An 18,618-nucleotide genomic window follows, 5' to 3' on the forward strand; every position below is an offset into this window, starting at 1 on the left:
ACTTGCGGCCTGAGCAGAGTGTTTTCCGACGTACACGCCGCCGGAAAACACGATTTGACCCTCTTCCGCCGTCTGCGCCCGGCGGAACTCTGCGAGGCGATAGTGCCTGAAATCAAAAGAGTGCACTTGAATTGACAGACCGGTATTTGTATTTTGTATAGGAAATGGAGTATGTCTCGATGATGACCAACCTGCAACTTGTCGTCCCCACCCTCTTCGGCCTGGAGGGCCTGGCCGCGGAGGAGCTGCGCCGCCTCTCCCTGCCCAACGTCCGGGCCGAGAACGGCCGGGTCTTCTGCGACGCCACCCCCGCCGACATCGCCCGGGTCAACCTGAACCTGCGCACCGGAGAGCGGGTGCTGATCGTCCTGGGCCGCTTTTACGCCGGGGACTTCGACGCCCTCTTTGAGGGGGTGCGCGCCCTGCCCTGGGAGGAATTCATTCCCCGGGAGGGCGCCTTCCCGGTGAAGGGCCACTCCCTGAACTCGGCCCTCCACTCGGTCCCCGCCTGCCAGTCCATCGTGAAAAAGGCCGTGTGCGCCCGTCTGGGGGCCAAGTACGGCCTGGAGAAGCTCCCTGAGACCGGGGCCCTCCACCAGATCCAGTTCTCCATCCTCAAGGACGAGGTCACCCTCATGCTGGACACCAGCGGCGCCGGGCTCCACAAGCGGGGCTACCGGGCGGTGGGCGTGGCGGCCCCCCTGCGGGAGACCCTGGCCGCCGCCATGGTGCTCCTCTCCCGCTACCGGGGGAGGGACCCCTTCTGCGACCCCTTCTGCGGCAGCGGCACCATCCCCATCGAGGCAGCCCTCATCGCCAAGAACCGGGCCCCCGGCCTGAGCCGCTCCTTCGCCGCCCAGAAGTGGGACTGGCTCCCCGCCAAGGTGTGGATGGAGGGGGCCGACGAGGCCATGGATAAGGAGTTTGACGGGCACTACGACATCTGGGGCGGGGACATGGACCCCGCCGCCGTGGCCATCGCCCGGGACAACGCGGTCAAGGCCGACGTGGAGGACCTGGTCCGCTTCGAGGTGGCCGACGCCCGCACCTTCCACCGGAGCGACCCCTACGGGCGCATCGTCACCAACCCGCCCTACGGCGAGCGCATCCTGGAAAAGCAGGAGGCCGAGGAGCTCTACCGGGCCTTCGGACAGGCCGTGCGGGGCCTGCCGCATGGGTGGAAGGTCTCGGTCCTCTCCTCCCACACGGAGTTCGAGCGCACCTTCGGCCGCACGGCGGACAAACGCCGCAAGCTCTATAACGGCATGTTAAAATGTGACCTATTTCAGTATACAGACAGGAAATAAGAGAGAATAAATTACGGGGAGGAATGGAAAATGGCCCATCGTTGGACCAAAGCCGCCCGAGCGGGGCTGGCTGCGCTGGCTCTGTGCGCCCTCCTTCCTCTGGGCGCGGGGGCCGCTCCCGCCGGGGTGACCATCTGGGGCTACCAGGAGGGCATGGCCAAGGCCCAGAGCCCGGACGGGAAATTCGGATACGCCAACGCCCGGCGGGAGGTGGTCATCCCCATGCAGTACACCTCGGTGCTGGACTTCACCCTGGGGCTGGGCCAGGTCCAGCTGGGTGACCGGCTGGGGGTCATCCGACAGGACGGGACCTACCTGATCCAGCCGGAATACGGCTCCCTCTTCCACATGACCGGCGGGCTGTACATCGCCCAGAAGGGGACCAAATGGGGTGTGGTGAGCCTGCTGCCCTTCTCCGACGGGAAGGGCGGGACCACCCAGATCTTCTACGACTTCGTCTATGACTCGGCCCGGCTGACCGAGGTGAGCGGGGGAGAGGCCCTCCTCCTCACCAAGGACGGGGAGACCACCGTCCTCCCCTTCTACCAGATCAACCAGCTCATGCTGGAGCGGCAGGTCCCCTCGGCCCGCTTCCCCCTCAACCGGGGACGTCTGCCCGACTTTTCCGACGTGTCCCCCCGGTCCTGGTACGACCTGTGGGTGGACCTGGCCTACAACCTGGAGCTCATGGAGGGCGTGGGGGACAACCGCTTCGCCCCGGACCGTACCATGACCGTGGCCGAGGCGGTGCGCCTGGCCGCCTGCATGGAGAGCCGCCAGCGGGGGGACAACTTCCACCAGCAGAGCGTCTCCGGGGCGGTGTGGTACCGCTCCTCGGTGGACTACTGCGTGGCCAGCGGCATCCTCCGGCGGGGGGAGTTCCTGGACTATGAACGCCCCGTCACCCGGGCCGAGATGGCCCACATCTTCGCCTCCACCTCCCTGGGCCGCGCCATCCCCGAGAAGAACAGCCTGGAGCGGGTGAAGGCCTCCGTCCCCGACGTGAAGGCCGGGGACTATGCCGCCGACGACATCTACGCCCTCTACGCCAAGGGGGTGCTGGCCGGGAGCGACGGGAAGCTCACCTTCCGGCCCGGGGATACGGTCACCCGCGCCGAGGCCGCCGGCATCGCCGCGCGCATGGCCCGGATGGAACAGCGTATCACCCTCTTTTGAATGGGAATCTGAACACAGTAGGATGGATGGACCATGAAGCATTTGTTTGTGCTCAACCCCTCCGCGGGGCAGTATGACCGCAGCCAGGAGATGATCGCCCGGCTGGCCGACACCCTGGACCCCCTGGGGGTGGCATGGGAGGCCAGGGTGACCGACTACCCCGGCCACGCCGTGGAGCTGGCCCGGGCGGCCGCCGAGACGGGGGAGAGCGTGCGCATCTACGCCTGCGGGGGCGACGGCACCCTCAACGAGGTGGTCAACGGGGCCGCCGGGTATCCCAACGCCGCCGTGACCCAGTACCCCTGCGGGTCGGGCAACGACTTTCTCCGGCTCTTCGGGCAGGAGCGGGGGCGCTTTTATGATCTGAAGGAGCTGGTCTACGGTGACCAGGCCGCCGCCGACCTGATGGACTGCAACGGCCGCCTCTCCCTCAACATCTGCTCGGTGGGCTTTGATGCCCGCATCGGGCTGGGCATGGCCCAGTTCCGGCGCTATCCCATGGTCAGCGGTCCCATGGCCTACCAGCTCTCTCTGGTGAAGAACCTGATCGCCGGCATCGCCCGCCCCTACGAGGTGGAGGTGGACGGGGAGACCTTTGCCGGGGACTTCTCCCTGCTGTGCGCCTGCAACGGGCGCTACTACGGCGGGGGCTTCCATCCCTCGCCCCGGGCCGTCCCCGACGACGGGGTGCTGGAATTTCTGCTGGTGAAGGGGGTCTCCCGCCTGACGGTGGCCCGGCTGGTGAAGCTCTACGCCGCGGGCCGGGCGGAGGAGATCCCGGAGCTGGTCATCCTCCGGCGGGGCAGGTCCATGAAGGTGCGCTGCGACCGGCTCTCCATGGTCAATGTGGACGGGGAGCGGCTGGATACGGATGAGCTCTCCATCGCCCTCTCTGCTAAAAAAGTGAACTTTGTGTTCCCCAGGGGAGCCTCCTGGGCCCCGGCCTCCAGTGTAAAAAATGAGATTTCCGGAGAAAAAAAGAGATAAGAAGACTTTGAGGGAGATTGAGAGAGATTCGCCTGGAAATTCACCCATCATTCATAAAAAATTTAAAAATTAGGGCTTGCAGAATTGTAGAACTAAGTTTATTATAATAAGCGTGTTAGCACTCCAGTAAAATGAGTGCTAACACGCTGAACTTGTTTTGAAAAAGATTTATCACATATAAGGAGGAACCTGTTATGAAACTCAAGCCTTTGGCTGACCGCGTTGTCCTGAAGATGGTGGAGGCCGAGGAGACCACCAAGGGCGGCATCATCCTCACCGGCGCTGCCAAGGAGAAGCCCGAAGTGGCTGAGGTCATCGAAGTGGGCCCCGGCGGCGTGGTGGACGGCAAGGAAGTCGTCATGACCGTGAAGGCCGGCGACAAGGTCATCACCAGCAAGTACTCCGGCACCCAGGTCAAGATTGACGGTGTGGAGTACACCATCGTGCGCCAGGGCGACATTCTGGCCATCGTCGAGTAACAAACCACCGGCCGCTCCGGCGGCGGTGTATCAACATCTCATTTTTTGGAGGTAATTCATTATGGCTAAGATCATTTGCTACGGCGAGGAAGCCCGTCACGCTCTGGAGCGCGGCGTCAACCAGCTGGCCGATACTGTGAAGATCACCATGGGCCCCAAGGGCCGCAACGTGGTGCTGGCGAAGAAGTTCGGCGCCCCCCTCATCACCAACGACGGCGTGACCATCGCCAAGGAGATCGAGCTGGACGATCCCTTTGAGAACATGGGCGCTCAGCTGGTGAAGGAAGTCTCCACCAAGACCAACGACGTGGCCGGCGACGGCACCACCACCGCCACCCTGCTGGCTCAGGCCATCATCCGCGAGGGCCTGAAGAACCTGGCTGCCGGTGCCAACCCCATGGTCATGAAGAAGGGCATCTCCAAGGCTACCGCCGCCGCCATCGAGGCCATCAAGGCCAACAGCCAGAAGGTCAACGGCAGCGATGACATCGCCCGCGTCGGCGCTGTCTCCTCCGGCGACGAGACCATCGGCAAGCTGATCGCCGAGGCCATGGAGAAGGTCTCCCACGACGGCGTCATCACCGTTGAGGAGTCCAAGACCGCTGAGACCTACAGCGAGGTCGTGGAGGGCATGCAGTTCGACCGCGGCTACATCACCCCCTACATGGTCACCGACACCGAGAAGATGGAGGCCGTCCTGGACGATCCCTACATCCTCATCACCGATAAGAAGATCTCCAACATCCAGGAGCTGCTGCCCGTGCTGGAGCAGGTCGTCAAGACCAGCAAGCCCCTGATGATCGTGGCTGACGACGTGGAGGGCGAGGCTCTGTCCACCCTGATCGTCAACAAGCTGCGCGGCACCCTGAACGTGGCCTGCGTGAAGGCCCCCGGCTTCGGCGACCGCCGCAAGGAGATGCTCAAGGATATCGCCATCCTGACCGGCGGCACCCTGGTTTCCGCCGACCTGGGCTATGAGCTCAAGGACGCCACCATCGACATGCTGGGCAAGGCCCGCCAGGTGAAGGTCCAGAAGGAGAACACCATCATCGTGGACGGCGCCGGCAGCAGCGAGGCCATCAAGGGCCGCGTGGATCAGATCCGCAACGAGCTGGCCATCAGCACCTCCGACTACGACAAGGAGAAGCTGCAGGAGCGCCTGGCCAAGATGGCCGGCGGTGTGGCCATCATCCGCGTGGGCGCTGCCACCGAGGTGGAGATGAAGGAGAAGAAGCTGCGCATCGAGGACGCCCTGAACGCCACCCGCGCCGCGGTTGAGGAAGGCATCGTGGCCGGCGGCGGCACCGCCTATGTGAACGCTGTCTCCGCTGTGGAGAAGCTCATCCCCGAGGTTGAGGGCGACGAGAAGACCGGCGTGCGCATCATCGCCAAGGCCCTGACCGAGCCCATGAAGCAGATCGCTGCCAACGCCGGCATCGACGGCTCCGTGGTCCTGGAGAAGATCCGTGAGTCCGGCAAGGTCGGCTACGGCTTCGACGCCTACAAGGAGACCTATGTGGACATGATCTCCGCCGGCATCGTGGATCCCACCAAGGTGACCCGCTCCGCTCTGGAGAACGCGGCTTCCATCGCCGCCACCCTGCTGACCACCGAGTCCCTGGTGGCCGACAAGAAGGAGCCCGCTGCTCCCGCTCCCGCTGCTCCCGACATGGGCGGCATGTACTAAGCAAAACGCCACAAGTTTATGGCCCCCGGAACCGAGTGTTCCGGGGGCCTTCTTGTCGGCCACCAGAGCAAGGGTTTGCCCTTGGGCAAAGCCTTGATGCCGGGCGGATTCATTCCGCCCGAGCAGATGGAAGGGGGACCCCGCGGGAGCCGACAGGCTCTCGTGGGGAGGGCCGGCAAGAAGGAGCCCGCTGCTCCCGCTCCCGCTGCTCCCGACATGGGCGGCATGTACTAAGCAAAACGCCACAAGTTTATGGCCCCCGGAACCGAGTGTTCCGGGGGCCTTTTTGCACTTTTTTCAGTTAGGTGTACGCAAACGTGCACCATTCCCGCCGGGGGCGCCTAGGGTATCCAGAACATATGAGGTGATACCATGAGTGGACGAAAAAGATCCTCCCGCACGGTGCTCCCCTGGCTGACCGCCCGGTCGGACGGGAAGGAAGGGCGGTTCATCCAGGTGGGCAACTCCCTCCTGCTGGACAAGCGGGTGCAGAAGCTGAGCGGCAATGCCCTGCGGCTCTATCTCTGCATGGCCATGGAGAGCGGCGGGAAGCGGCATTTCCTCTTTCCCCAGGCGGTGGGGAAGAAGTACGGCATCTGTCCGGCGGGACTGTGGCGGGGCATGACCGAGCTGGAGGAGAAAGGCTTCCTCTCCCACCGGTCCGGGAAGAACGTGCGCCAGCCCAATGAGTACGTCTTTTCCCTGGAGTGGAGAACGGGAGAGAAGCCTCCCGCGTTCCCGCCCCCTGTGGCTATATGTAGTATATCTCCCTCAGAATGAGAGAAGGAGACGGGCGGATTTTTCTCACTGGTTCTCGCAAAATGAAGGAGTGAAGGGGCCATTTTGTGGATGGGTTCTCGCAAAATGAGAGAAGATTGGGGCCGTCCTTCCTTCAAAATGAGAGAGCCAAAAAGAACTTATCCCCTCAGACCAGCGCCTCATGCCGCACTTCATCAAAGACGATCTGTCCATCGGTCAGGTGGAGGAGCAGGGTCAGACTGCCCGTCTGATAGCGGCCGTCCTCGGTGAAGCGGTCCAGGACAGCCTGGAGAGAGCCGTCCTCCCGCCGCTCCAGAGAGCGGAGCAGAAAGGCCGACGGCTCGCCCGGGGTGGGGGCGGGTTGGTACTGCCCATCGGAATAGGAATAATCTCCTGCGGCGCCGTGGGTGTAGACGGCATCCCCGAACCAGAGGGCCACGGCCTGATCCACATAGTCGGCGGACAGCGCATCTCCGTGGGGGTGCCGGTATCGCAGGGGCGCGCACCAGATCCAGTTCAGGGCCTCCTCCCAGCGGGCAAAGCGGCCGTCCTGGCAGCCGGGGAGGAGGGAGAGCTGATACTGCCGGGCGAAGAGATGAAAATCAGTTTCCAGAGCGTCGGTGAGCGGGATGGGACCGGGGTCCTGGGGCAGGGCGGCCAGATCGGCCGCCAGAAGATCGGCAGTGTCGTCGTCGGTGGTGAACCATCCGTCCCGTGTGATCCGGGGGATGTCCACAGCCATGAGCCGCCGGACCTTGTTCTCGTCCCGGAGGTCGGAGGAGCAGCGCGGCGCGGAGGAGACGGTGGGGAGGACCTCCTCCGGCGGGGGAGGGGCCGAGAGGATGGGGGCTGCCTCCGGCGCAGGGGCCGTCAGACGGGAGACCCCCAGGAGGACCAGCGTCAGGGCCAGGACACCCGCACCGGCCGCTTTCATCCACCGGCGGGGGCCGGGACGTCTCCTTCGGCCCGCCGCCGGGGCGGAGCCGCAGAGGGTGTTGAGGTCTACCTCCAGGAAGGCGGCGATGGCACACAGCGTTTCCAGGTCGGGCAGGGTCTGGTCTCGCTCCCAGTTGGAGACGGCCTGCCGAGTGACAAAGAGCGCTTTGGCCAGGTCCCGCTGGGAGTGGCCCCGTTCCTGCCGGAGCCGGGCGATGCGGCGGCCCAGGGTCTCGGGTGCAGATGTCGGATCGGGTTGCATAGGTGCGGCCTCCTTTCTCTGCATCCATGATACCGGATTTTTCCCCCAATGGGAAGGAAAGCGGGCGGAAAAAGGGGGGCAACCATCGGTTGCCCCCCGGACTGGTGCAAAAAAACAGGAAGATGGGACTTTCGTCCGCATCTTCCTGTCGGTGTTGATCAGAATGGTTTCAAAGGGAGGGGGGATCAGCTGCGCGCCTTGCTGTCGACCTCTTCCTTCAGCTTGGCCTGGAAGGCCTCGAAGGACATGACCTCCTGCTCGCCCTTGCGGTTGCGGACGGCCACCTCGCCGGTCTCCACTTCCTTGTCGCCCACGACCAGCATATAGGGGACCTTCTCCAGCTGGGCCTCGCGGATCTTCTTGCCGATCTTCTCGTTGCGGGGGTCAACCTCCACACGGAAGCCCTGGGCAAAGAGCTTCTCCTTGAGCTCATAGCTGTAGTCGGCGGCGCGGTCGGTGATGGGCAGGATGCGCACCTGCTCGGGCGACATCCAGGTGGGCAGGGCTCCGCCGTACTCCTCCAGCAGGTAGGCCAGAGTGCGCTCGTAGCAGCCCAGGGAGGTGCGGTGGATGATATAGGGGGTCTTCTTCTGGCCGTCGGCGTCCACATACTCCATGCCGAACTGCTTGGCCAGGAGCATGTCGATCTGGATGGTGACCAGGGTGTCCTCCTTGCCGAAGACGTTCTTGTACTGGATGTCCAGCTTGGGGCCGTAGAAGGCGGCCTCGTCGATGCCGATGGTGTAGTTCACGCCCAGATCGTCCAGGATCTGGCCCATGACCCGCTGGGCCTCCTCCCACTGCTCGGGGGTACCCTCGTACTTGTTGTTGGGGTTGGCGGGATCCCACTGGGAGAAGCGGAAGGTACACTTGTCCAGCAGGCCCACGGTGCCCAGGCAGTACTTGGCCAGGTCCAGGCAGCCCTTGAACTCCTCCTCCAGCTGCTCGGGACGGAGGATCAGGTGGCCCTCGGAGATGGTGAACTGGCGCACACGGATGAGGCCGTGCATCTCGCCGGAGTCCTCATTGCGGAAGAGGGTAGAGGTCTCGCCCAGGCGCATGGGCAGGTCCCGGTAGCTGCGGCCCCGGTTCAGGAAGACCTGGTACTGGAAGGGGCAGGTCATGGGACGCAGGGCAAAGCACTCCTTGGTCTCGTCGTGGGGATCGCCCAGGACGAACATGCCGTCCAGATAGTGGTCCCAGTGGCCGGAGATCTTGTAGAGCTCCCGCTTGGCCATATAGGGAGTCTTGGTGAGGAGGTAGCCGCGCTTCTGCTCCTCATCCTCCACCCAGCGCTGGAGCACCTGGATGGTGCGGGCGCCCTTGGGCAGCAGGATGGGCAGGCCCTGGCCGATCACGTCCACGGTGGTGAAATACTCCAGCTCGCGGCCCAGCTTGTTGTGGTCCCGCTTGAGGGCATCCTCACGCTGCTTGACCCAGGCGTCCAGCTCGTCCTTCTTGGGGAAGGCGATGCCGTAGATGCGCTGGAGGGTCTCCCGGTTGGAGTCGCCGCGCCAGTAGGCGGCGTTGCAGGCGGTGAGCTTGATGGCGTTGCCCTTCACCCGGGCGGTGGAGTCCAGGTGGGGACCGGCGCACAGGTCGGTGAACTCGCCCTGCTTGTAGAAGGAGATGACGGCATCCTCCGGCAGGTCGTTGATGAGCTCCACCTTGAAGGGCTCACCCTTCTCCTCCATCAGCTTGAGGGCCTCGGCCCGGGGCAGCTCAAAGCGCTCCAGCTTGAGCTTCTCCTTGCAGATCTTGCGCATCTCGCCCTCGATCTGCTCCAGGTGCTCGGCGGTGAAGGGGAAGGGAGAGAGCATATCGTAGTAGAAGCCCTCCTCGATGGCGGGGCCGATGGCCAGCTTCACCTCGGGCCACAGGCGCTTGACCGCCTGGGCCAGGATGTGGGAGCAGGTGTGCCAGTAGGTCTTGCGGTACTCGGGATTTTCAAAGGTAAACTCATTCTTGACTTCTTCGGACATAACAAAAACCTCCTTGTAAATTGGGGCGGAGGGTATGAAAAAACGCCTCACCCCTGATTGGTCAGGGGTGAGGCGTACAAAACGTCCCACGGTTCCACCCTGCTTGCCAGAAGCGCGGCGCACCCGGGGGCAGGACAACAGCGAGGCGCGCAGACAAACAACAGGTCGGGCGAAGCCCGGCGGCATGTTCGGCGGAGCGCGGAGCAGTTGGCCGTCGCGGAGGGTGCAAGCGTGACATCTGGCCGCTTGTGACTTTCTGTAACGGGAAAGCCCCGGCCCGGTCCTCCCGGGCGGCTCAGGAGTGGTACAGCCGCCGCGTGTCGCAGGGCGCTTGCACCAGAGTGCGCCCCTCTCTGTTCGCCGCTGTGCGGTTTCTTCTCCGTCGTAGCCTCTTTTGACAGGGGTACTATATCACCAATCGGAGGTGCTGTCAAGGGCAGAGAAGAGATTGTCAGGGAAGGGAGAATTTGCGGGAAGTGTAAAGCGCAATTTACAAACTATTCACAATTCCGTCACGGTTTAGCCGTATTTACAGGGTAATATAAACGTGGAAGCAGGGAAGAGCAGACCTGACTTCCAACATATCAGACACGCCAACCAATCCCTCTCCAACCCCTTTGCAAACACACAACACACACACCCAGAAAACCCCGGCCGGGCAGGCCGGGGTTTTTTGGCGGTACGGCCGGGGGGACGGCGTTCTCTTGCAATCGGGGAGAGAATGGACTATCATATAAACTGTAACGGACCGTTTTCTGGAAACGGACCAGACGATCCTCAAAGGAGGTCATCCCATATGCGCGATGGTTTTATCAAAGTGGCGGCCGGCACCCCCAAGATCCGGGTGGCGGACTGCCGTTATAACGCCGAACAGATCTTCACTCTCATGCGGGAGGCGGACAAGCAGGGCGTGCGGGTGCTCTGCCTGCCCGAGCTGTGCATCACCGGCTACACCTGCGGGGACCTGTTCCTCCAGCCCACCCTGCTCCGGGGGGCGGAGGAGGCCCTGGCCACCATTCTGGAGGCCACCAAGAATCTGGACATGGTCACGACCCTGGGCCTTCCCGTACGGAACAAATGGGATAATAAACTGTATAACTGCGCGGCAGTAATACAGAAGGGAGAGATTTTGGGCCTGGTTCCCAAGGCCTGCCTGCCCAATTACGGGGAGTTCTACGAGGGACGCTGGTTCACTTCGGGCGCCGGCGTGGACGCCACCGTCACCCTGTGCGGACAGGAGGTGAGCCTGGCGGACAGCAACTTGTTCGCCTGTGAGGACATGCCCGGTCTGGTGATCGGGGTGGAGATCTGCGAGGACCTGTGGGCGCCTGAGCCCCCCTCCATCCGTCTGGCCCGGTCGGGGGCCACCCTCATCCTGAACCTGTCGGCCTCCAACGAGCTGGCGGGCAAGGCGGCCTACCGCCGGGGTCTGGTGTCGGGCCAGAGCGGCCGGCTGGTGTGCGGCTATGTGTACGCCGACGCCGGCGAGGGCGAGTCCACCACCGATCTGGTCTTTGCCGGCCACAACATCGTGGCGGAGAACGGCACCATTCTGGCCGAGCGGCGGTTTTCCACCGGCCTCACCATCAGCGAGATCGACGTGGAGCGGCTGGTCTACGAGCGCCAGCGGATGAACACCTACCGGACCGAGTCCGATCAGGCCTGCTGGCGGACTTCCTTCTCCCTTACGCCGGCCGACACCCGGCTCACCCGGCCCGTGTCCCCTACCCCCTTCGTGCCCCAGGACCAGAGCGACCGGGCCGAGCGGTGCAACGAGATCCTGTACACCGCGGCCCTGGGCCTCAAGAAGCGGCTGGAGCACACCCACGCCAAGACGGCGGTGGTGGGCCTGTCCGGTGGCCTGGACTCCACGCTGGCGGTGCTCATCACCGCGGTGTCCATGGAGATGCTGGACCGGCCGGCCAGCGATATCATCGCGGTGACCATGCCCTGCTTCGGCACCACCGACCGCACCAAGTCCAACGCGGTCCTGCTGGCTGAGCGGCTGGGCTGCACCCTCAAGACCATCGACATCGGGGAGGCGGTGCGCCGCCACTTCAAGGACATCAGCCAGTCCATGGAGGACCACGACGTCACCTTTGAGAACGGTCAGGCCCGGGAGCGGACCCAGGTCCTCATGGACATCGCCAACCAGACCGGGGGCCTGGTCATCGGCACCGGGGACCTCTCCGAGCTGGCCCTGGGCTGGTGCACCTACAACGGCGACCACATGAGCAACTACGCCGTCAATGCCGGCATCCCCAAGACGCTGGTGCGCCATCTGGTCAGCTTCATCTCCGACGACAAGGAGGCGGAGGACCCCCAGCTCTCCACCGTGCTGGCCGACATTCTGGACACTCCCGTGTCCCCCGAGCTGCTTCCCGCCATCGAGGGACAGATCGCCCAGAAGACCGAGGACCTGGTGGGGCCCTATGAGCTCCACGACTTCTTCCTCTATTACGCTGTGCGCTGGGCCTTCCCGCCCCGGAAGGTGCTCCGCCTGGCCGAGTATGCCTTTGGGCGCTCCTATGACCGCGCGGTCCTCCTGAAGTGGCTGAAAAACTTCTACCGCCGGTTCTTTGCCCAGCAGTTCAAGCGCTCCTGCCTGCCCGACGGCCCCAAGGTGGGGTCGGTGGCCCTCTCTCCCCGGGGCGACTGGCGGATGCCCAGCGACGCCGTGGCCGAGCTGTGGCTGGACGAGCTGGAAGGGCTTATGTAAGATCGGCCCGATACGCGGGGCGCTGTCCGGGGGACGGCGCCCCGTCCCTTTCATTTCACAAGAGAGTGGTGATTCCCATGCATACCTATCTGGATCTGTTCTGGACCTTTGCCAAAATCGGCGTGTGTACCTTTGGCGGCGGCTACGCCATGCTGCCCATCCTCCAGCGGGAGCTGGTGGAGAAGCGGGGGTGGGCCACGGAGGAGCAGCTCTCCGACTACTTCGCCATCGGCCAGTGCACACCCGGCATCATCGCGGTCAACACCGCCACCTTCGTGGGCCACAGCCGGAAGGGCAACGCCGGCGGAGTGGTGGCCACCCTGGGGCTGGTCTTTCCCTGCATCATCATCATCATGCTCATCGCGGCATTCCTTCAGAATTTCGCCCATCTGAGCGTGGTGGTCCACGCCTTCAACGGCGTGCGGGCCTGCGTGTGCGCCCTGATCCTCTCCAGCGTGCTCAAGCTGCGCAAGAGCACCGTGGTGGACCGGCCCACCGCCGTCCTCTTCGCGGTGGTGCTGGTGCTGGCGGCGCTGGGCACCTTTGTCACCTTTACCGGGCGGTTCCCCGGGGGAAATGTGATCGACTTCCTGCTCTCCCCCATCGTGCTGGTGGTGGGCGCGGGAACGGCCGGCGTGTGCATCCGTGCGGCGAGAGGAGGGGAGAAGGCATGATCTATCTGCGCCTCTTCTTCGAGTTCTTCCAGACCGGACTCTTCTCGGTGGGCGGAGGCCTCGCCACCATCCCCTTCCTCACCGACATGGGGGCCCGGACCGGGTGGTTCACCTCCGGAGAGCTGGCCGACATGATCGCCATCTCCGAGTCCACCCCCGGGGCCATGGGGGTCAACATGGCCACCTATGTGGGTTTCCACGTGGGGGGCATCCCGGGGGGCGTGATCGCAACCCTGGGACTGATCTGCCCCTCCATCCTGGTGATCCTCATCATTGCCCGGTTCCTCCGGCGCTTCCGGCAGAGCCGGGGGGTGGACGCGGTCTTTTACGGCCTGCGTCCGGCCTCTACCGCCCTCATCGCCGCGGCCCTGCTGGAGGTGTGCTCCATCGCGCTGGTGGACCTCTCCGCCCTGTTTGGGGGCGCGGTGGGGAGCGCCTTCCACTGGAAGGCCATCGTGCTGGCCGTGGTGATCTTCCTCTGCATGCGGGAAAAGCACCTCAAGAAGCTCCACCCCATCGTCTTCATCGCCGCCTCGGCGGTGGTGGGCGTCCTCTTCCAATTTTAAACGAAACAGCGGGCCGCCGCGGAGGAAACCCTCTACGGCGGCCCGTTTGTCTCCCCTCAGGGGAGGAGGGAGCTCTCCCCCCGCTCCACATAGTGGGCGTCGGCCCGGAGGACCAGGCGGCGGGGGCCGTCCGGATTCAGGTCCAGCTCGGCGGGGAGAACAAAGCGCACCGCCGGCCCCTCTACCTCCGCCCGGCCGGGGCCCGGCTGAGGCGGGAGAAGAAGGGTACGCAGGCCCCTGGGAAAGGGATTTCCCGCTCTGTCCAGCTCCTCCAGCGCGATGGCGGCCGCCACCTGGCGGTCGGGCAGCACGCCGGAGAGGTGAAGGGTGACCGAGAGCACCCGGCCCCCGTCCCCTGGGGAGAAGGGGGGCAGGTCGCAGCCCACCGCGTCGCTTCCCTCCAGCTGGAGGGGAAGGGTCACACTCGCCTGGGAAAAAGTGGCGTCCATTTGCCGCACCTCGCATTCCAGTCATTCATACGGCAGTCTCTGCGCGTATGTACCGTCCGCGAAAAAGAGGAGCGCCCGCAGGGTGCGGACGCTCCATTCTATGCTCACCGGGTCTGACCGGTGCCGTAGATGACGTATTTGGAGGAGGTGAGCTCCTCCAGGCCCATGGGGCCCCGGGCGTGCATCTTCTGGGTGGAGATGCCGATCTCAGCCCCCAGGCCGAACTCCCCGCCGTCGGTGAAGCGGGTGGAGGCGTTGACATAGACCGCCGCCGCGTCCACCTCGTCCAGGAAGCGCTGGGCGGTGAAATAGTTGTTGGTGACGATGGCCTCCGAGTGGCCGGTGCCGTGGGCGGCGATGAAGTCCATGGCCTCCTCCACGCCGGAGACCACCTTGCAGGCCAGAATGTAGTCGCCGAACTCCGTGTCCCAGTCCTCGGCGACCGCGGGGCGCACCCAGTCCCCCAGGATGGCACGGGTCTCGTCACAGCCCCGTACCTCCACCTGCTTGGTCCGCAGCAGCTCCCACGCCATGGGGAGGAAGTCGGCGGCCACCGACCGGTCCACCAGCACGCACTCGGCGGCGTTGCACACCGAGGGGCGGGAGCACTTGGCGTTGAAGAGGATGCGCGCGGCCATGTCCAGGTCGGCCTCTCCGTCCACATAGATGTGGCAGACGCCCACGCCGGTCTGGATGACCGGTACCCGGGCGTGCTCCACCACCGAGCGGATGAGCCCCGCGCCGCCGCGGGGGATGAGCACATCCAGATAGCCCGTCAGGTTCATGAGCTCCTGGGCGCTCTCCCGGCTGGTGTCATTCACCAGGGCCACGCAGTCCCGGGGAAGCCCGGCCTCCTCCAGAGCGTCCCGCATGACGGCCACCATGGCCGAGCTGGAGTGGAAGGCCTCCTTCCCGCCCCGGAGGATGACCGCGTTGCCCGACTTGAGGCAGAGGGCGGCGGCGTCCACCGTGACGTTGGGGCGGGCCTCATAGATGATGCCGATGACCCCCAGAGGCACCCGGCGCTTGCCGATGGTCAGCCCGTTGGGGCGCACGCCCATCTTCACGGTCTGGCCGATGGGATCGGGCAGGGACTTCACCTGGCGCACCCCATCCACGATGCCGGCCACACGCCCCTCGTCCAGGGCCAGGCGGTCCAGCAGGGCCGGGCGCATCCCGGCGGCCCGTGCGGCCTCCAGATCCCGCTGGTTGGCGGCGAGGATCTCGCCGGAGCGCCGCTCCAGGGCGGCGGCGATGGCCTCCAGGGCAGCGTCCTTCCGGGCGCTCCCCGCCACGGCCAGTACGCGGGCGGCCTGGCGGGCGGCCAGACCCTGTGTCTCCAGAATGGTCATATCACTTCACTCCTTTTTTTGATAAAAACAGATGGCCCCGTACAAACTAGAGCGGGACGGAGGGTTTTAGTCCCGCCGGGGCGCGCAGAACCGGGTGCCGATGTCCTCTCCGGCCACGATGCCGTAGAGGTCCTCCATCCGGCTGCCGTTGGCGATGACCATGTCGATGCCGTGGGACATGGCCCGCTGGGCGGCGGTGATCTTGGTGACCATGCCGCCGGTGCCCCACTTGGAGCCCTTGCCCCCGGCCAGGGCCTGGATCTCGGGGGTGATGGCCTCCACCCGGTGGATGAGCTTGGCGTCCGGGTTCTGGTGGGGGTCGGAGTCGTACAGTCCGTCGATGTCGGAGAGCAGGATGAGAAGATCGGCCTTACACAGCCCGGCCACGATGGCCGAGAGGGTGTCGTTGTCGCCCAGCACCTTGGCGTGGCCGGTCTCGATCTCGGCCGAGGAGACCGAGTCGTTCTCGTTCACGATGGGGATGCACCCCAGCTCCAGCAGGGCGGAGAAGGTGCTGGAGAGGTGGGCGGCCCGGATCGGGTCCTCCACATCGTCTCCGGTGAGGAGGATCTGGGCCACGTTCTGGTTATACTCCCCGAAAAATTTGTCGTAGAGGTGCATCATCTCGCACTGGCCGATGGCGGCGGCGGCCTGCTTCATGCGAAGCTCGGCGGGCCGCTCTTTCAGGCCCAGCTTTCCAGTGCCGATGCCGATGGCGCCGGAGGAGACCAGGATGATCTCATGCCCCATCCCCTTCAGGTCGGACAGGGTGCGGGAGAGGCGCTCCATACTGTACAGGTTCAGGCTTCCGGTGGAGCGGGTGAGGGTGGAAGTGCCAACCTTGACCACCACGCGCCGGGTTTGATGTTGTTCGTCCAAAGAGAGTCACGCTCCTCGATGAGATACTGCCCCCGAAAGGCAGTGAAGGGTAAGGCAAGTATAGCACAAAAGTACCATAGGGGAAAGCTAAACTTTCCAGTCGGCGGTTTTTGGTGTACTTTGGGACAAAAGCGCAAATTTAGCCGCCCTTTTCGGAGGTTTTGTTATTGAAATTTACCCGAAAATGGAGTACAATAACCTCCGACAAACGGATGGGAAATCCCTGAAAATGAGGTGGTTTTGTGCTCAATCTGGTACTGGTCGAGCCGGAGATCCATATGAACACGGGCAACATCGCCCGCACCTGCGCGGCCACCCGGAGCCGGCTGCATCTCATCAAGCCCCTGGGCTTTGACATCAGTGACAAGGCCGTCAAGCGGGCGGGACTGGACTACTGGCATATGGTGGATCTGCACGTATACGAGAACCTGGACGACTTCTTCCAGCGCACCGGCGCCCAGGACATCTGGCTGGCCACCGCCAAGGCAAGCCGCCCCTATACGGAGGTGCGCTTCCAGCCCGACTGCTATCTGCTCTTCGGCAAGGAGAGCACGGGGCTTCCCCAGGCGCTGCGGGAGCAGTATGCCCAGCGGTGCATCCGCATCCCCATCCGGGAGGGGGCGCGTTGCCTCAACCTGTCCAACTCCGCGGCCATCCTGGCCTTTGAGGCCCTGCGGCAGTGGGGTTTCCCCGGGCTGGAGACAGCGGGGGAGATGGCCAGCGAGTAACGGCGCGGCCCGGGTCGCGTCCCCTTTCGCACAGAGCGTTACCGGTCAACATGAAAGGAGCCAGACACCTATGAACTACAACAAAAAGACTGTGAAGGACATCGACGTCAAGGGCAAGAAGGTCCTTCTCCGCTGTGACTTTAACGTACCTCAGGACAAGACCACCGGCGCCATCACCGACGACAAGCGCATCGTGGCCGCCCTGCCCACCATCCGCTACCTCCTGGAGGAGGGCGCGGCCGTCATCGCCTGCTCCCACCTGGGCAAGCCCAACGCCACCTTCGACTCCTTTGTGAAGAAGCAGACCGAGAAGGGCAAGGACCCCGCCACCCTCACCGAGGAGGCGTGGAAGAAGTCCCTGGCAAAGCTCTCCCTGGCCCCGGTGGCCAAGCGCCTGAGCGAGCTGCTGGGCCGCGAGGTCATCATGGCCTCCGACGTGGTGGGCCCCGACGCCCAGGCCAAGGCCGCCGCCCTTCAGCCCGGCCAGATCCTCCTGCTGGAGAACACCCGCTTCGAGAAGGGCGAGACCAAGAACGACCCCGCCCTGGCCAAGGCCATGGCCTCCATGGCTGAGGTCTATGTGTCCGACGCCTTCGGCGCCGTCCACCGCGCCCACGCCTCCACTGCCGGTGTGGCCGACTATCTGCCCGCCGTCAGCGGCTTCCTGATCCAGAAGGAGCTGGAGATCATCGGCGGCGCCCTGGCCAATCCCAAGCGTCCCCTGGTGGCCATCCTGGGCGGCTCCAAGGTATCCTCCAAGATCGGCGTCATCAACAACCTGCTGGAGATCGCCGATACCATCATCATCGGCGGCGGCATGACCTACACCTTCCTGAAGGCCCAGGGCGGCTCCGTGGGCAAGTCCCTGCTGGAGGCCGACTGGCTGGATTACTGCAACGACATGATGAAGAAGGCCAAGGACAAGGGCGTCAAGCTCCTCCTGCCCGAGGACACCGTGTGCGCCAAGGAGTTCTCCGCGGAGGCCGAGCCCATCACCGTGGACAGCATGAACATCCCGGACGACTGCATGGGTATGGACATCGGCCCCAAGGCCATCGCCGCCTACGCCGAGGCTGTGAAGGACGCCGGCACCGTCATTTGGAACGGCCCCATGGGCGTCTTTGAGTTCCCCGCCTTCGCCGCCGGCACCAAGGCCGTGGCTGAGGCCCTCAGCAAGAGCAGCGCCATCACCATCATCGGCGGCGGCGACTCCGCGGCCGCTGTGCAGCAGCTGGGCTATGCCGACAAGATGACCCACATCTCCACCGGCGGCGGCGCCAGCCTCGAGTTCATGGAGGGCAAGGAGCTGCCCGGCGTGGCCTGCCTGCTGGATAAGTAAGAACCCCGTGCCGGGCAGCTCCCGGGGGGCCCCATGTGAGCCCAGCGGAGCGGGTCACATGGGGAGAGGAGCCGCAAGGGAGCGGACGGAGTTTTCCGCATAAAGCGGGAAACGGAGGAAGCGGACTTTGCGGCGACGACGCCCGGCGTGGCCTGCCTGCTGGACAAGTAAGAAAGTTTCGTGCCGGGCAGCTCCCGGGGGGCCCCATGTGAGCCCAGCGGAGCGGGTCACATGGGGAGAGGAGCCACAAGGGAGCGGACGGAGTTTTCCGCATAAAGCGGGAAACGGAGGAAGCGGACTTTGCGGCGACGACGCCCGGCGTGGCCTGCCTGCTGGA

The 18,618-nt window shown here is 64.6% G+C and carries 16 protein-coding genes; 11 read left to right on the top strand and 5 right to left on the bottom strand.

Annotated features, from left to right (window positions below):
- Positions 1-179 precede the first annotated feature (179 nt).
- From I2C21_RS11925 to I2C21_RS11950, 6 genes are all read left to right on the top strand, one after another.
- Positions 180-1,307, top strand: coding sequence for a THUMP domain-containing class I SAM-dependent RNA methyltransferase (locus I2C21_RS11925; RefSeq protein WP_207730494.1), 1,128 nt, complete (start codon positions 180-182; stop codon positions 1,305-1,307).
- A 30-nt stretch (positions 1,308-1,337) separates the two neighbouring features.
- Positions 1,338-2,483, top strand: a complete 1,146-nt coding sequence (locus I2C21_RS11930; protein WP_195279373.1) for an S-layer homology domain-containing protein — start codon at positions 1,338-1,340, stop codon at positions 2,481-2,483.
- A gap of 33 nt (positions 2,484-2,516) precedes the next feature.
- Positions 2,517-3,470 carry a diacylglycerol/lipid kinase family protein gene (locus tag I2C21_RS11935; protein ID WP_195279374.1) on the top strand — a complete coding sequence of 318 codons (954 nt, stop codon included), beginning with the start codon at positions 2,517-2,519 and terminating at the stop codon, positions 3,468-3,470.
- Positions 3,471-3,664: 194 nt separating this feature from the next.
- Positions 3,665-3,949, top strand: a complete 285-nt coding sequence (locus I2C21_RS11940) for a co-chaperone GroES (protein ID WP_101691802.1) — start codon at positions 3,665-3,667, stop codon at positions 3,947-3,949.
- Between the two features lie 61 nt (positions 3,950-4,010).
- A complete protein-coding gene (gene groL, locus I2C21_RS11945) occupies positions 4,011-5,636 on the top strand; it encodes a chaperonin GroEL (protein WP_195279375.1) in 1,626 nt (541 codons plus the stop codon).
- A 372-nt stretch (positions 5,637-6,008) separates the two neighbouring features.
- Positions 6,009-6,416 carry a hypothetical protein gene (locus I2C21_RS11950; RefSeq protein ID WP_101691806.1) on the top strand — a complete coding sequence of 136 codons (408 nt, stop codon included), beginning with the start codon at positions 6,009-6,011 and terminating at the stop codon, positions 6,414-6,416.
- Between the two features lie 145 nt (positions 6,417-6,561).
- Here I2C21_RS11950 and I2C21_RS11955 read toward each other — a convergent pair whose 3' ends face one another.
- Together I2C21_RS11955 and thrS are read right to left on the bottom strand one after the other, a co-directional pair.
- Positions 6,562-7,593: a helix-turn-helix domain-containing protein gene (locus I2C21_RS11955; RefSeq protein ID WP_195279376.1), complete on the bottom strand. Its 1,032-nt coding sequence runs from the start codon at positions 7,591-7,593 to the stop codon at positions 6,562-6,564.
- Between the two features lie 185 nt (positions 7,594-7,778).
- Positions 7,779-9,575, bottom strand: coding sequence for a threonine--tRNA ligase (gene thrS, locus I2C21_RS11960; protein ID WP_101691808.1), 1,797 nt, complete (start codon positions 9,573-9,575; stop codon positions 7,779-7,781).
- A gap of 796 nt (positions 9,576-10,371) precedes the next feature.
- Here thrS and I2C21_RS11965 point away from each other — a divergent pair.
- The 3 genes from I2C21_RS11965 to I2C21_RS11975 all read left to right on the top strand — a co-directional run bounded on the left by I2C21_RS11965 (position 10,372) and on the right by I2C21_RS11975 (position 13,534).
- A complete protein-coding gene (locus I2C21_RS11965; protein WP_101691809.1) occupies positions 10,372-12,294 on the top strand; it encodes an NAD(+) synthase in 1,923 nt (640 codons plus the stop codon).
- 77 nt (positions 12,295-12,371) lie between these two features.
- The gene (locus I2C21_RS11970) at positions 12,372-12,968 is read left to right on the top strand and encodes a chromate transporter (RefSeq protein WP_101691810.1); all 597 of its coding nucleotides are present in this window, start codon (positions 12,372-12,374) and stop codon (positions 12,966-12,968) included.
- A complete protein-coding gene (locus I2C21_RS11975) occupies positions 12,965-13,534 on the top strand; it encodes a chromate transporter (RefSeq protein ID WP_195279377.1) in 570 nt (189 codons plus the stop codon). The genes I2C21_RS11970 and I2C21_RS11975 overlap by 4 nt, the downstream gene beginning before the upstream one ends.
- 56 nt (positions 13,535-13,590) lie before the next feature.
- Here I2C21_RS11975 and I2C21_RS11980 read toward each other — a convergent pair whose 3' ends face one another.
- The 3 genes from I2C21_RS11980 to proB all read right to left on the bottom strand — a co-directional run bounded on the left by I2C21_RS11980 (position 13,591) and on the right by proB (position 16,214).
- Entirely contained in the window at positions 13,591-13,983 is a 393-nt protein-coding gene (locus tag I2C21_RS11980) for a hypothetical protein (protein WP_195279378.1), read from the bottom strand.
- Between the two features lie 104 nt (positions 13,984-14,087).
- On the bottom strand, positions 14,088-15,335 hold the full coding sequence (locus I2C21_RS11985; protein ID WP_193538639.1) for a glutamate-5-semialdehyde dehydrogenase: 1,248 nt from the start codon (positions 15,333-15,335) through the stop codon (positions 14,088-14,090).
- A gap of 66 nt (positions 15,336-15,401) precedes the next feature.
- A complete protein-coding gene (proB, locus tag I2C21_RS11990) occupies positions 15,402-16,214 on the bottom strand; it encodes a glutamate 5-kinase (RefSeq protein WP_101691814.1) in 813 nt (270 codons plus the stop codon).
- Between the two features lie 242 nt (positions 16,215-16,456).
- On the opposite strand from proB, the gene I2C21_RS11995 reads away from it, so the two are divergent.
- Both I2C21_RS11995 and I2C21_RS12000 read left to right on the top strand, forming a co-directional pair.
- Positions 16,457-16,942: a TrmH family RNA methyltransferase gene (locus I2C21_RS11995; protein WP_101691815.1), complete on the top strand. Its 486-nt coding sequence runs from the start codon at positions 16,457-16,459 to the stop codon at positions 16,940-16,942.
- Positions 16,943-17,012: 70 nt separating this feature from the next.
- Positions 17,013-18,281: a phosphoglycerate kinase gene (locus I2C21_RS12000; RefSeq protein ID WP_186963447.1), complete on the top strand. Its 1,269-nt coding sequence runs from the start codon at positions 17,013-17,015 to the stop codon at positions 18,279-18,281.
- The last annotated feature ends 337 nt before the right edge of the window (positions 18,282-18,618 follow it).

The sequence above is a fragment of the Clostridium sp. J1101437_171009_A5 genome (assembly GCF_015547905.1).
Classification (GTDB): domain Bacteria; phylum Bacillota; class Clostridia; order Oscillospirales; family Oscillospiraceae; genus Pseudoflavonifractor_A; species Pseudoflavonifractor_A gallinarum.